Source organism: Roseomonas sp. KE0001, from assembly GCF_016107285.1.
Lineage (GTDB): Bacteria > Pseudomonadota > Alphaproteobacteria > Acetobacterales > Acetobacteraceae > Pseudoroseomonas.
In genome coordinates this window covers 256,415-269,096 of sequence record NZ_RCVQ01000002.1, presented here as the reverse complement: position 1 = coordinate 269,096, position 12,682 = coordinate 256,415, and the positions used below count along the sequence as shown (strand labels likewise).

Here is a 12,682-nt window from a genome sequence, read left to right as displayed (position 1 = left end):
CGGAGTTAGACGTGCCTGTCCCGCGTCTTCCTCAGGCGCCTGCCGCGACCGGCCGGCGGCGGTGGCATGGTGCGGACGGCGGGGCTCGAACCCGCAATCCCCGAGGGGAGGCAGATTTTCGTACCACCACGGCTTTCGCCGCCGCCTCGCGGCGTTCGTGGTCTGGACTGTCCCTTCACCCTGGCCGCCGGGCCGGCACCGCACGCCGCCGGGGCTTTAGGCGCCGCCCGTCCAGTCTCTACACCTTCCTCCGCCGTCTCCGCCGGAGGCTTGGCTCGGGATTGGCGTGGGGCCGGCGGGCCCGTTAGCTTTCCCCGACTTTGAGCGGTTCTGCACCGCGGGTTTCCCCGCGGGCACTCCAATGGAAGTCTGCTGCGTCTACCTGTTTCGCCACGTCCGCATCCGGCCCGTCCTTGCCACAGGGCGGGCGCCCGGGAAAGTGCTCCGGGGTTACATCCCGAGGCTATGCCTCGCCCGCCGCGCGGAAGGGCGAGGCGGCGGCGAGTTCCGCCATCTCGGCTTCCATGGCCGGGCGTTCGCGCTCCAGGAAGGCGGCCACGGCCCGGCGCAGCCCGCCATGCCGGATGAGATGCGCCGAATAGGTCGGCACCGGCAGGTAGCCGCGCTGGATCTTGTGCTGCCCCTGGGCGCCCGCCTCCACCCGCCGCAGCCCCTGGGCGATGGCGAAGTCGATGGCCTGGTAGTAGCAGAGCTCGAAATGCAGGAAGGGCGTCTCCTCGGCCGCGCCCCAGTTGCGGCCATAGAGCGTGTCCCGTCCCATCAGGTTCAGCGCGCCGGCCACCGGCTCGCCCGCGCGCTCGGCCACCATCAGCACCACGCGCTCGCCCAGCCGCTCGGCGAGCAGCGGCCAGAAGCGGGCGGTGAGATAGGCGCTGCCCCATTTGCGGTCCACGGTGCCGCGGTAGAAGCGGTGGAAGGCCTGCCAGTGGCGCGACGTGATCTCGGCGCCGCGCAGCGTGCGGAAGGTGAGGCCGGCCGCCCGGGCCTCGCGCCGCTCGCGCCGCAGCTGCTTGCGCTTGCGGCTGGACAGGGCGCCGAGGAAATCCTCGAAATCGCCGTAGCCCGCGTTGCTCCAGTGGAACTGGGTGCCGAGGCGCCGCAGCCAGCCGGCCTCGCCCAGAACCCGCCATTCCGCGTCCGTGCAGAAGGTGACATGGGCCGAGGAGAGGCCCAGCGCCTCCGTCACCTGGGCCAGCGCCTGCGCCACCGCCTCCGGCCCGACGCCGCTGCCGGGCCGGCACAGCAGGCGCGCGCCGGGGACCGGGCTGAAGGGCACCGCCACCTGGAGCTTGGGGTAGTACTGCCCCCCCGCCCGCTCCAACGCCTCCGCCCAGGCATGGTCGAAGACATACTCGCCGTAGGAATGGCTCTTGGCATAGGCCGGCGCGACGGCGACCAGCCGGCCGGCGGCGTCGCGCAGGGCGAGATGCTGCGGCAGCCAGCCGCTCCGCGGCCCGGCCGAGCCGCTCTCCTCCAGCGCCGCCAGGAAGGCGTGGCTGACGAAGGGATTCTCATCCCCCGCGCAGGCATCCCATTCCGTCGCGGAGATTTCCGCGATGGCGGGGTGCAGGCGGAGGGTCAGCTCCTGTGGCGGGGCATCAGGCATGATGGGCAGCATGTGCGGCCGGCGCGCCCGATCGCAAGGGCCGCGGCCGGCGGCGGGCGCTCCGGGTCAGCGCGGCACCGGCCGGCAGGCCTCCCCCGTCGCCGCCGCCAGGCGGAGCATCCGCCGCGCCGCCACCGCCGCCCCGGCCGCGCCGCCGGCCAGCTTCGCCGCGTGGCCCTCGACCAGCTGCTCCACCCCGGCCTCCACCACCATCTCGGTGCCCACCGTCAGCCCCGTCGAGAAGGCCAGCCGCCGCAGCAGGCGCCACAGCACGCCGATCCCCGGCCGCACCCCATGCAGCACCGCCACCTGCCGCATCAGCCGCAGGCCGATCCAGGCCATGGCCGCGGCATCCAGCGCCGGCGAGGGGATCACGGCGGTGGCCAGGAAGACCTGCCGCGCCGCCTGCCCGCCCAGCGCCCGCACCCGCGCGTCCAGCACCGGCATCAGCGCGGCACGGAGCAGGCCGCGCGCCTCGCCCATGCTCGCCGCCTTGCGCAGTTCGGCCACCGCCGCCTCGGCCTCCGGCAGGCGCAGCGCCAGCGCATCGGCCCAGCGCAGCAGGGCGGGTGGCGGCCGGGCGGCGTCCGGCGTCTCCCGCAACGCGCGGGCCAGCCCGTCCAGCGCGTCGAGCCGGCGCAGCGCGCGCCACTCCCGCCCCAGCCCCCAGAGCGCCAGCCCCCCCGCGCCCAGGCCGAGCGCCGCGCCGAGCCAGCCCAGCACCGGGGAGGCGGCGAAGAGATCGTCCAGCATCAGCCCCAGGCCGAGGCCGAAGCTCCCCAGCACCAGCAGCGCCGCCGCGCCACCCAGCGTGCCGAGCGAGGCCAGCCAGCCGGCGCCGGGCGCGGCCTCCGGCAGGCTCAGCACCAGCGGCTCGCCATGGCGGATCGGCCCCTCCCCGCCCTTCCGGGGGCCGTCGCCGGGGTCCAGCCAGGCGGGGCCGAGGCCGGGCGGCGGCAGGGCGGCCTCCAGGGACGGAGCCAGGGACGGATCCAGGGGCTGCGGCGCGCGCGGCTCGTCGGCCCAGCCCGGGGCGGAGCCGGGCCGAGGGTGCGCTGGCGTGGGACCGGTGGACTCGGGACCGGCGGCCCGGGGCGGCAGGCTCACAGCGCATCCTCCAGCAGCCAGGTGATCAGCTCATCCATGCCGATATGCGGCAGACCCTCCCGCCCGTCCGGATCGATCAGCGGCGGGCGGAACACCGGCAGTTCGAAATAGGGCCGTTGCCAGAAGGCGTCCCCCGGCGGCGGCGGGGCGGCGGGGATATGACCGGGGCGGAAGGGGCGGCGCCGGTTCTCGCCCAGCGGCACGCCCTGCACCACCGGCGCCCCGCCGGGCGCGGCCGGCGGCGCCTCCTCCGTGCAGCGCAGCGCCGAGACGGCGCGATGCGTGACCATCCGCCCGTCCGGCACGGCGACCATGCCGCGGAACAGGCTCTCGAAGGCCGGCCGCTGCGCGGCGGGCACATGGTCCACCTTGCTGGCGACGAAGGCGACGCGCCGGAGCAGGGGCAGGCCGAGCCAGCGCGAGCGGGAGCGCGCGTCATAGGCGCGGGCGATCTGCGCCACCGCCTCGCGCGTGTCCTCGAAGGCGCCCTCCCCGGCGCAGAGCGCGCCCAGCGCGTCGACCAGCACCACCTGCCGGTCGAAGCGGGCGAACCAGGGGTCGAAGTAGCTCTGCCGCATGTCGTCGCGATAGGCCTCGAAGCGCCGGGCCAGCAGGTCGCGCAGGCTGCCCGGCGCCGGCGCGCCCTCGCCCGGACAGGGGAAGAACCACATGAGCGGGCTCTCGCCCTTGGGGCCTGGCACCAGGAAGCGGCCCGGCTGCAGCCAGCGCAGGCCGAGCCGGTCGCGCGCCTCGGTCAGCAGGGCGCGGTAGAGGAGGTAGCCGCGCCGGGCCACCGCCTCCTCCGCCGGCGCCTCCGGCGGCAGGCTGGCCAGGAAGGCCATGAATTCCCCCGCCACGGCGCTGCGCGGCGGGCGGCGCAGCAGTGCCAGGGTGGCGGCGGACCACTGGGAGAAGTCCTGGTCCAGCAGCGGCAGGTCGAGCAGCCACTCGCCGGGATAGTCGAGCAGTTCCAGCCGGATGCGGCGGGAGGGCAGCAGGCCGCGCCAGGTGCCGCCGCGCTCCACCGTCAGCGTCAGCGCGGTGCTGGCGAGATCGCTGGTGCGGGGCGGCCAGTGCGGGCTGGCGCCGGCGAGATCGCGCAGCTTGTCGGCGGCATCGAACCAGTCGAGCGCCTGGGTGCCGGCCGGCTCCAGCCGCACCGCCTCGATGCGCCGGCCCTGCTCCGCCATGTGGCGGGTCAGCGCCGGCAGCGTGTCGCGGCCGCGGCCGAGGGCCAGGAGATTGGCGATCAGCGAGGTGATGAAGACCGTCTTGCCGGAGCGGCTGAGGCCGGTGATGGCCAGGCGCAGCGTGGTCTCGTTGAGGAGGCGCTCCGCCTCCGTGGTGATCCGGGTCAGCCCATGCCCGATCTGCTCGATCCCCGCCGCCATCTGCCTCCCGTCCCGCTCCTGGCCCTGCCCATGTGGGGAGCGCATGGCGCCGCGGCCAGACCCGCGCCGCGGCGCGGGCCTCAGCCGGGTGCGAAGACCTTGCGGAAGAAGTGCCGCGTATGGCCCGGCGGATTGTCCGGCACATGGCCGAACTCGGTATAGCCCTGCCTGCGGTAGAACGCCGGCGCCTGGAAGCTGTAGCTGTCGAGCCAGGCGCCGACGCAGCCGCGCGCCCTCGCCTCCGCCTCGGCCCGCGCCAGCAGTGCCGCGCCGAGGCCGCCGCCGCGCAGCGCCTCGGGCAGATGGAACAGCTCGATGAACAGCCAGCCCTTGTCGGTGCGCCCGGTCAGACCGCCCAGCACCGCGCCGGTCTCCGGGTCGCGCACCAGGACCGAGAGCGGGCGGCGGCCGGAGGGCCCCACCGCCGCCTCGTTGAAGTCGAGGATGCCGCGCAGCACCACGCCGCCATCGGCGCCCTCGGCATCGGTCACCTCGATGGCGGGAGGGCCGCTCATGGGGCGATCTCGAACATCCCCTCGACCTCGACGGCGGCGTCCATCGGCAGGCTGGGCACGCCGATGGTGCTGCGGGCATGCCGCCCGGCCTCGCCGAAGACCGCGACGGCGAGATCGGAGGCGCCGTTCATGACCTGCGCGTGCTGGGTGAACTCCGGCACGCAGGCGATGAAGCCGCCCAGCCGCGCCACGCGCGTGACGCGGTCGAGATCGCCCACCGCCGCCTGCAACTGCGCCAGCACGTTGATCAGGCAGAGCTGCGCCGCCTCCTGCCCGGTCTCCAGGCTGACCGTGGCGCCGAGCTTGCCGGTATGCGCCACCACGCCGTTGCGCGTCGGCACCTGGCCGGAGACGACGACCAGCCGCCCCTCCAGGGTCACGGTGAAGGGCACGTAGTTGGCGACCGGCGCCGCCGGGGTGGGCAGGGCGATGCCGAGTTCGGCGAGGCGCGCCGCGATACGTCCGGCCATGGGGACAGCTCCTTCTCTGGCTCAGCGGGAAGCAGGGGGGAATCGGGAAGCGGGATCAGCCGACGAGGCGGAAGGTGCGCCGCCGCGCCGCCGGCGAGGGCTGCGCCGGCAGGTCGAGCGGCAGCAGCGGCCCGCGGTCGGAGGGCGGCAACCCGGCCTCCACGCCGTCCTCGGGCACCGGGTCCGGCCACAGGCGCAGCGCCTCGGCGGCGCCGAGCTGGGCGATGGCCAGCCGGCGGAAGGCCCAGTCCAGCACCGAGGTGGCGCTGAGGATCTCGGGGTCGCCCTCCACCGGCCCGGCCGGGCCGGAGCGGGTGACGCAGTCGCGGCTGTAGGCGAAGCTCGACACGTAGTCGGAGAGCGGCACGCCCCGCGCCAGGCCGATGTTCACCGCCTGCAGCAGGCCTTCCAGCAGGCCGCGCCCGCCGGCACCGTCGCGGCCGACGGACAGGGCGATGTCGGACAGGCTGCCATCGGCGGCCTCGCTGCCGCGCAGCGTCACCCGCTGGCCGCCCACGACCACCTTCCAGAGATGACTGCGCGCCACCGCCGGGCGCGGCGGCGGCAAGGGCCGGGCCGGCTCCGGCCGGGCCAGCGGCGCCGGCGCGGCGGCATGCAGATAGGGGCGGATGGCGGCGTCCATCGCCACCCGCGCGGAATCGGGCTGCGGCGCCAGCAGGGCGAGGGCGCGGGCCTCGCCCTGCAGGGCGGCGGCGCGGCGCGCGGCCAGGGTGGGCCGCTCGGCGACGTCACCGCCGGCCTCCCGCACCAGCCGGGTGGCGCCGGGCGCCGGGGCCAGGCCGCCGGTCTCGGCGCCGAGCAGCGCCTCGGCGGCATCGGCCGGTGTCAGCATGAAGCAGCCCTGGTGGCGCAGGCCGCGCGTGGCCCCGGCCGCCTCCAGGGCGCGGCGGGCGGCAGCGGCGAGGCCGGGGACGGCGCAGCGCGAGGGCGCCGCCGGCCAGAGCAGGGCGGGCGGCTCGCGCGTGCCCAGGCGCTCGGCCAGCTGGGCGCTGGCGGATTCGGCCGCGCCGCGGGTCAGCGCGGCCAGGGCGGCGGCGACATCCCGCGCCGCGGCCGAGTCGTAGTCCAGTCCCAGCGCCGCCAGCAGACCGGCGAGGTCGGCGAAACCGAGGCGAAGGCGCAGCGCGCGGCCGCCCGTCAGCACCTCCAGCGCCTGCAGGCCGGTGGCCACGGCCGCCTGATAGCCGGGAATGTCGAAGCCGCCCGCCTCGTCGAGGAAGGCGGGCAGGTTGAGCACGAAGCGCGGCTCCGCCCGGGCCTCGCCCTTCCCGGCCGGGGCGCTCGCCCAGGTGGAGGCCCCCGCCCAGGTGGAGGCTCCAGGCGCGGCGCGGCGCGCCAGCAGCAGGCGGCGCAGGGCAGCGGCGAGTCGCGGGGCTTCCGCAGGGTCGAGCAGCGGCAGCTCCCCCCCGCCGGGCAGCGCCACGGGCTCGCGGCCGCGTTCCAGCAGGCGGTCGATCCAGGCCTCGGCCAGCCCCGGCAGGGTCACGGCGCCCTGCCCCGGCGCCAGCGCCGCCAGCGCCTCGGCCGCCGCGTCGTCCCAGCCGGCGGGCACCGCCACCGGACGCTGCGGCGCGTCCGGGTCCGCCGCCGCGCGGACGCGCCGCAGCGCGATGCCTTCCCAGGATGTGCCTGCGATCCGTGCCATGCATGCATGCTATGCGGTGGCCGCGCCGGACGAAAGTCGGCTCCGGTGGCAAATCCGCCCCGCCCCGCGCATTATAGGCGTGGCCGGCGGCCGGGATGCCGCCGCCGGACCGCGCCGCTTCCCCTCGCCCCCGTCCTATGCGAAGGAGGCCCGGCAAGCGTGTCCTCCCCCCCGCGCGCGGCCCCTGCCGTGCCAGACTATGGAACCGACCGAGACATGTCCTTCCTGCAGCGGCTGACCACTGGCCTCTCCGCCAGCAAGATCGGCACCGACCGCTTCGGCAACGCCTATTACGAGAGCCGCAAGTCCTGGCTGGGCTACGGCCGCAAGCGCCGCTTCGTCCTCTATTCCGGCGCCCCCGACCCGACCACCGTGCCACCCGAGTGGCATTGCTGGCTGCACCACGTGACCGACGCGCCCCTGCCGGAGCAGAAGCGCTTCCCGTGGCAGCAGGAGCACCAGCCGAACCTGACCGGCACGCCGCGCGCCTACCGCCCCTCGGGCCACGACTTTGCCGGTGGCCGCCGCCCCGTCTCGGCCGGCGACTATGACGCCTGGACCCCCCATGGCTGAACGTGTCATGCAGCGGCGCAGCTGGGCGGAGGTGCTGACCGGCGCGATCGTCCTCGCGGTGGCCGCGCTGTTCCTGGTCTATGCGCTTGGCCAGTCCGGGCGCAGCCTCGGCCTGGGGGCCGGCGGCATGACCCTGACCGCCCGCTTCGACCGGATCGACGGCCTGACCCCCGGCGCCGACGTCCGCATCGGCGGCGTCAAGATCGGCAGCGTGGTCGAGCAGCGCATCGACCCGCAGACCTTCCTGGCCGTGCTGCGCATGCAGATCCAGGGCGACATCCACGTCCCCGACGACAGCTCGGCCGAGATCACCTCGGATGGCCTGCTGGGCGGCAAGTACGTGGCGCTGGTGCCGGGCGGCTCGGACAGGAACCTGGCCGATGGCGGCGAGATCAAGATCACCCAGTCGGCGGTGAGCCTGGAATCCCTGCTCGGCCGCTTCATCTTCTCGGTCACCGAGCTGAACGCGAACAACCAGCGGAACCCGGAGGAGAATGCCCCAGCCAATCCCCCGGCCAATTCCCCGGCCCCTGCGGCGCCGCCGGCCCGGCCATGAGCGGCGCTCCGGTCCCGCCGGCGCGCTGGCCCGGCGCCGACGGCCAGCCGGTCGCCTGCCGCGAGAAGCTGAAGGTGCTGGCCGAGAACCATGCCGAGGCGGCCACCCTGCTCGGCGAGATGCTGGAGGACGCCGTGCTGATGGGCGTGGACGAGGCGGCCATGCGCCGCATCCTGACGGATCTGGTCAATGCCCTGCCCAGCCCGCGCCGTGGCGGGGGCGCGCCTGACTGATGCGTGCGGTTCTGATGCGCCTGGCCCTGGGCGCCGCCCTCGCCGCCCCGCTGGCGCTCCCTCTCCCCGCCGCCGCCCAGCAGGATGCCGGCTGGGTGCCCAAGCGGACCGCCTCGCTGCAGGCGCTGGACAAGGTCACGGCACGCATCACCATCGTGGACGCGCCGGTGAACCAGCCGGTGAGCTTCGGCACGCTGCGCGTCATCGTCCGGGCCTGCAACGCCCGTCCCCCGGAGGAGGTGCCCGACGCCGCCGCCTGGCTGCAGGTGGAGGACACGCGCAACGACAGTGGCGGCACGCCGGTCTTCCAGGGCTGGATGTTCGCCAACGCGCCCGGCATCGCCATGCTGGAGCATCCCGTCTACGACCTCCGGGTGCTGTCCTGCCGCTGAGCCGGCGGCGGCTACACGATCCCGTGACCGCGGGGTAAAGCCAACCGCGCCGTGCGGTTCCGCAGCCGGAAAGCGCTCGCCGAGGGTTTTCCATCGGCGCCACTGCGGCCATAGGAACAGGCATGCAGCAGACCGTTCCCTCCGGGAGCCCCTCCGACGGGACGCCCTGCCCCCCCAGCCCGGGGCCGCGGGCCGCCCTGTTCCTCGATCTCGACGGCACGCTGATCGAGATCGCGCCGCGTCCGGACGCCGTCGTGGTGCCGCCGCACCTGCCGGATCTCCTGGCCCGCCTCTCGGCGGGGCTGGAGGGGGCGGTGGCCATCGTCACCGGGCGCGGGCTCGATGTGGCGCGGGCGCTCGCCGCTGGGGGCCTTGCCGCCACCGGCCCGGTCCCGCCCATCGCCTTCGCGGCCGAGCACGGCACCATCATCGATGCCTCGGCCCTCGCCACCCGCTGGCCCGGCGCCACGATCCCGCCGATGCCGCCGCCGCCCTCGCCCCCGCCCGCCTGGCGTGCCGAGGCGGCCGCCTGGGCGGCGGCGCGGCCCGGCCTGTTGCTGGAGGAGAAGGCGCACGGCTTCGTGCTGCATTTCCGCGCCGCCCCGGCGCTGGGCGAGGCCGCCACCGGCTTCCTCCAGGAGCTTGTGGCGCGACCCGAGGCGGCCGGTGCCTTCCAGGTGCTGCCGGCCCATGCCGCCGCCGAGCTGCGCCCGCGGAGCGCCGACAAGGGCACCGCCGTCACCTGGCTGATGCGCCACCCCCCCTTCGCCGGCCGCGTCCCGGTCTTCATCGGCGATGACGTGACCGACGAGTACGGCATCGAGGCCTGCCGCGCCCTCGGCGGCACCGGATACCGCATCCCCCTGTCCTTCCCCGGACCGGCGGCGGTGCATGCCTGGCTCGGGCGCCTGGCCGCGGAGCTTCCCGCGTGAGCCAGCCGCTGGATCTCGCGCCGGTCGGGAACGGCATCATCGCCGGCCTGTTCGACCGGCAGGGCCGCTGCTCCTGGCTGTGCTGGCCGCGCTTCGACGGCGACCCGATCTTCTGCGCCCTGCTCGGCGGCGAGGAGCCGCAGGACGGCTTCATGGATTGCGAGCTGCTGGGCGGCGGCACCCCCTCGCGCCAGCAGTACCGCCGCAACACCGCCATCCTGGAGACCGAGCTGGAGGACGAGCAGGGCAACCGGCTGCGGATCACCGACGCGGCGCCCCGCTTCCCGCTGCACGGCCGCAGCTACCGCCCGGCGATGCTGGTGCGGCGCATCGAGCCGCTCTCCGGCGCGCCGCTGATCCGCCTGCGCATCCGGCCGCGCTCGCACTGGGGCCGCGACCGGCCCGCCCGCCGCGCCGGCTCCAACCACCTCCGCTACATCACCGAGGACCAGGTGCTGCGGGTGACGACCGACGTGCCGCTGGCCCTGCTGTCGGAGGAGGCGCCCTTCCTGCTCGACCAGCCGGTGACGCTGCTGATCGGCCCGGATTCGACCATCTCCGACAATGTCGATTCGGTCGGCCAGGAGATGCTGCGCGAGACGGAGACCTACTGGCTGAACTGGACGCGCGGCCTGCACCTGCCCTTCGAGTGGCAGGAGGAGGTGATCCGCGCCGCCATCACCCTCAAGCTCTGCACCTTCGAGGAAACCGGCGCCGTGGTCGCGGCGCTGACCACCTCGATCCCCGAGGCGCCGGGCACGGAGCGCAACTGGGACTACCGCTACTGCTGGCTGCGCGACGCGCTCTTCACCGTGCAGGCGCTGAACCGCCTCGGCACCACGCGGACCATGGAGGAGTACATCCGCTACGTCACCAACGTGGTGGCGATCTCGCAGGGCGGCGTGTTGCGGCCCTGCTACCCGCTGGTGCCCTCCCTGCCCATGCCGGAACGGATCGAGGAGCAGCTTCCGGGCTTCCTCGGCATGGGGCCGGTGCGCGTCGGCAACCAGGCGGCGGAGCAGGTGCAGAACGACGTCTACGGCTCCGTCATCATGGCGGCGGCGCAGATGTTCTTCGACCAGCGGCTGCCGCGCCCGGCCGGCGAGCCGCTGTTCCGCCTGCTGGAGCGGCTGGGCGAGCAGGCCGAGGCACGGGCGCTGACGCCGGATGCGGGCATCTGGGAATATCGCGGCCGGGAGCGCATCCACACCTTCTCCGCCGCCATGTGCTGGGCCGGCATGGCCCGGCTGGCCGGCATCGCCCGCTATCTCGGCCTGCCGGACCGGGCGGAGCGCTGGGCGAAGTCGGCGCGCGAGCTGCATGCGGTGATCTGCGAGAAGGCCTGGCGCCCGGAGCTCGGCAGCTTCGTCGAGAGCTTCGAGGGCGACGGCATGGACGCCGCCCTGCTGCTGCTGCCCGAGATCGGCTTCCTGCCGGCGACCGACCCGCGCTTCCTGGGCACGCTCGATCTGATCGGGCGGCGGCTGGTGCATGACGGGCTGCTCCACCGCTACGACATGGCCGATGATTTCGGGAAACCCGAAACGGCCTTCCTCGTTTGTTCCTTCTGGTACGTCGACGCCCTCGCCGCCGCCGGACGGATGGAGGAGGCGCGCGCCATGTTTGGGAGGATCCTGTCGTGCCGGAATCACCTGGGGCTGTTGGCGGAAGACCTCGATCCGAGGCGGAACCGGCTCTGGGGGAACTTTCCGCAGACCTATTCCCATGTTGGCCTGATCCTCTCGGCGATGCGTCTGAGCCGTTCGTGGGAGCACGGTCTGTGGGGCGGCTAGTCGTCCTCTCCAATCGCGTCGCGGTGCCGCGCCGCGGCGAACCGGCGGCGGGCGGCCTCGCCGTCGCGCTCAAGGACATGCTGAAGGCGAGCGGCGGGCTCTGGTTCGGCTGGAGCGGCGAGACCCGCAAGGATGCCGGGCTGGAGCCGCGCCGCGTTCGCTCGGCCGGCATCGACTACGCGACCATCGACCTCACGGAAGCCGACCATAAGGGCTTCTACGCCGGCTATTCCAACAACACCCTCTGGCCGCTCTTCCACTTCCGGCTCGGCCTGATGGAGTACAACCGCCAGGAAGCGGAATCCTACCGCAAGGTGAACCGCGACTTCGCCCAGGCGCTGCTGCCCCTGCTGCACCCCGACGACACCATCTGGATCCACGACTACCAGCTGATCCCGATGGCGGCCGAGCTGCGCGCGCTTGGCGCCCGCCAGCGCATCGGCTTCTTCCTGCACATCCCCTTCCCGCCCTTCGCCGTGCTCTCGGCCCTGCCGGACGCCGAGCGGCTGCTGCGCGATCTGCTGGCCTATGACCTCGTCGGCGTGCAGACCCGCCGCGACCTTGGCGGGCTGATCAACTGTTTCCAGGAGGGGCTGGGCCTGACCCCCGACGCGACCGGCAGCGTGCGTGGCGAGCTGCACGGGACGCCGCGCCGCGCCCGGCTCTCCGCCCATCCCATCGGCATCGACACGCGCGGCTTCGCCACCCTGGCGCGCAAGGCGGCCTTCGGGCCGGACACCCAGCGCCTCGCCGCCAGCATGGGCGGGCGGGCGCTGATCGTCGGCGCCGAGCGGCTCGACTATACCAAGGGCCTGCCGCACCGCATGCGCGGCTTCGCGGCGCTGCTGGCCAACTACCCCGAGCACCTGAACAAGGTCACCTACCTGCAGGTCGCGGCGCGCAGCCGCAACGAGGTGGCCACCTACCGCAACCTGCGCCGCGAGCTGGATACCCTGGCCGGCCGCATCAACGGCGACTATGCCGAGTTCGACTGGACCCCGGTGCGCTATGTCGCCCGCGCCGTGGCGCGCGAGACGCTGGCGGGCTTCTACCGCGCCGCGCGCGTGGGGTTGGTGACGCCGCTGCGGGACGGCATGAACCTGGTGGCCAAGGAGTATGTCGCGGCGCAGGATCCGGAGGATCCGGGCGTGCTGGTCCTGTCGAGCTTCGCCGGCGCGGCCGAGACCATGGAGACGGCCCTGCTGGTCAATCCGCTGGACGCCGAGGCGATCGCGGAGAAGCTCGACCAGGCGCTGCGGATGCCGCTGGCCGAGAGGAAGGAGCGCTGGGAGAGCATGATGCGCGGGCTGGAGGAGCAGACCGCCACCAGCTGGGCCGAGAGCTTCCTGGCGGAGCTGGAGGAGCTGTCCCTGCCGGAAGCGGAAACCTTCAGCCCGGCGCCGACGCGGAACTGAGGGGAGAACCGG

The 12,682-nt window shown here is 74.5% G+C and carries 13 protein-coding genes; 7 read left to right on the top strand and 6 right to left on the bottom strand.

Annotation, left to right across the window (positions count from 1 at the left end; genetic code table 11):
* Positions 1-463: 463 nt before the first annotated feature.
* From D9598_RS04820 to D9598_RS04795, 6 genes are all read right to left on the bottom strand, one after another.
* Complete coding sequence (locus D9598_RS04820) at positions 464-1,627, bottom strand: GNAT family N-acetyltransferase (protein WP_198365265.1); 1,164 nt, start codon at positions 1,625-1,627, stop codon at positions 464-466.
* Between the two features lie 66 nt (positions 1,628-1,693).
* A complete protein-coding gene (locus D9598_RS04815; RefSeq protein ID WP_198365264.1) occupies positions 1,694-2,734 on the bottom strand; it encodes a DUF697 domain-containing protein in 1,041 nt (346 codons plus the stop codon).
* The gene (locus D9598_RS04810; protein ID WP_232476906.1) at positions 2,731-4,170 is read right to left on the bottom strand and encodes a YcjX family protein; all 1,440 of its coding nucleotides are present in this window, start codon (positions 4,168-4,170) and stop codon (positions 2,731-2,733) included. The genes D9598_RS04815 and D9598_RS04810 overlap by 4 nt, the downstream gene beginning before the upstream one ends.
* Positions 4,171-4,205: 35 nt before the next feature.
* On the bottom strand, positions 4,206-4,640 hold the full coding sequence (locus D9598_RS04805) for a GNAT family N-acetyltransferase (RefSeq protein WP_198365263.1): 435 nt from the start codon (positions 4,638-4,640) through the stop codon (positions 4,206-4,208).
* Entirely contained in the window at positions 4,637-5,110 is a 474-nt protein-coding gene (locus D9598_RS04800) for a RidA family protein (RefSeq protein ID WP_198365262.1), read from the bottom strand. The genes D9598_RS04805 and D9598_RS04800 overlap by 4 nt, the downstream gene beginning before the upstream one ends.
* A gap of 55 nt (positions 5,111-5,165) precedes the next feature.
* Positions 5,166-6,776 carry a hypothetical protein gene (locus D9598_RS04795; RefSeq protein ID WP_198365261.1) on the bottom strand — a complete coding sequence of 537 codons (1,611 nt, stop codon included), beginning with the start codon at positions 6,774-6,776 and terminating at the stop codon, positions 5,166-5,168.
* 216 nt (positions 6,777-6,992) lie between these two features.
* On the opposite strand from D9598_RS04795, the gene D9598_RS04790 reads away from it, so the two are divergent.
* The 7 genes from D9598_RS04790 to D9598_RS04760 all read left to right on the top strand — a co-directional run bounded on the left by D9598_RS04790 (position 6,993) and on the right by D9598_RS04760 (position 12,670).
* Complete coding sequence (locus D9598_RS04790) at positions 6,993-7,349, top strand: NADH:ubiquinone oxidoreductase subunit NDUFA12 (RefSeq protein WP_198365260.1); 357 nt, start codon at positions 6,993-6,995, stop codon at positions 7,347-7,349.
* Positions 7,342-7,905: an outer membrane lipid asymmetry maintenance protein MlaD gene (mlaD, locus tag D9598_RS04785; RefSeq protein WP_232476905.1), complete on the top strand. Its 564-nt coding sequence runs from the start codon at positions 7,342-7,344 to the stop codon at positions 7,903-7,905. The genes D9598_RS04790 and mlaD overlap by 8 nt, the downstream gene beginning before the upstream one ends.
* Positions 7,902-8,138, top strand: a complete 237-nt coding sequence (locus D9598_RS04780) for a hypothetical protein (RefSeq protein WP_198365259.1) — start codon at positions 7,902-7,904, stop codon at positions 8,136-8,138. The genes mlaD and D9598_RS04780 overlap by 4 nt, the downstream gene beginning before the upstream one ends.
* Complete coding sequence (locus D9598_RS04775) at positions 8,138-8,530, top strand: DUF2155 domain-containing protein (RefSeq protein WP_232476904.1); 393 nt, start codon at positions 8,138-8,140, stop codon at positions 8,528-8,530. Before D9598_RS04780 ends, D9598_RS04775 begins: the two co-directional genes overlap by 1 nt.
* A 122-nt stretch (positions 8,531-8,652) precedes the next feature.
* The gene (otsB, locus tag D9598_RS04770; protein ID WP_198365258.1) at positions 8,653-9,462 is read left to right on the top strand and encodes a trehalose-phosphatase; all 810 of its coding nucleotides are present in this window, start codon (positions 8,653-8,655) and stop codon (positions 9,460-9,462) included.
* On the top strand, positions 9,459-11,255 hold the full coding sequence (locus D9598_RS04765; RefSeq protein ID WP_198365257.1) for a glycoside hydrolase family 15 protein: 1,797 nt from the start codon (positions 9,459-9,461) through the stop codon (positions 11,253-11,255). The genes otsB and D9598_RS04765 overlap by 4 nt, the downstream gene beginning before the upstream one ends.
* Positions 11,243-12,670 (top strand): trehalose-6-phosphate synthase, encoded by a 1,428-nt coding sequence (locus D9598_RS04760; protein ID WP_198365256.1) that lies wholly within the window; start codon positions 11,243-11,245, stop codon positions 12,668-12,670. Before D9598_RS04765 ends, D9598_RS04760 begins: the two co-directional genes overlap by 13 nt.
* Positions 12,671-12,682: the final 12 nt, after the last annotated feature.

Excerpts from the sequence above, each read along its gene's own strand:
- D9598_RS04810 (WP_232476906.1), bottom strand. The coding sequence starts at position 4,170 with ATGCGCTCCCCACATGGGCAGGGCCAGGAGCGGGACGGGAGGCAGATG.
- otsB (WP_198365258.1), top strand. The coding sequence starts at position 8,653 with ATGCAGCAGACCGTTCCCTCCGGGAGCCCCTCCGACGGGACGCCCTGC.
- D9598_RS04805 (WP_198365263.1), bottom strand. The coding sequence starts at position 4,640 with ATGAGCGGCCCTCCCGCCATCGAGGTGACCGATGCCGAGGGCGCCGAT.
- D9598_RS04775 (WP_232476904.1), top strand. The coding sequence starts at position 8,138 with ATGCGTGCGGTTCTGATGCGCCTGGCCCTGGGCGCCGCCCTCGCCGCC.
- D9598_RS04800 (WP_198365262.1), bottom strand. The coding sequence starts at position 5,110 with ATGGCCGGACGTATCGCGGCGCGCCTCGCCGAACTCGGCATCGCCCTG.
- D9598_RS04795 (WP_198365261.1), bottom strand. The coding sequence starts at position 6,776 with ATGGCACGGATCGCAGGCACATCCTGGGAAGGCATCGCGCTGCGGCGC.
- D9598_RS04780 (WP_198365259.1), top strand. The coding sequence starts at position 7,902 with ATGAGCGGCGCTCCGGTCCCGCCGGCGCGCTGGCCCGGCGCCGACGGC.
- D9598_RS04790 (WP_198365260.1), top strand. The coding sequence starts at position 6,993 with ATGTCCTTCCTGCAGCGGCTGACCACTGGCCTCTCCGCCAGCAAGATC.
- D9598_RS04820 (WP_198365265.1), bottom strand. The coding sequence starts at position 1,627 with ATGCCTGATGCCCCGCCACAGGAGCTGACCCTCCGCCTGCACCCCGCC.
- mlaD (WP_232476905.1), top strand. The coding sequence starts at position 7,342 with ATGGCTGAACGTGTCATGCAGCGGCGCAGCTGGGCGGAGGTGCTGACC.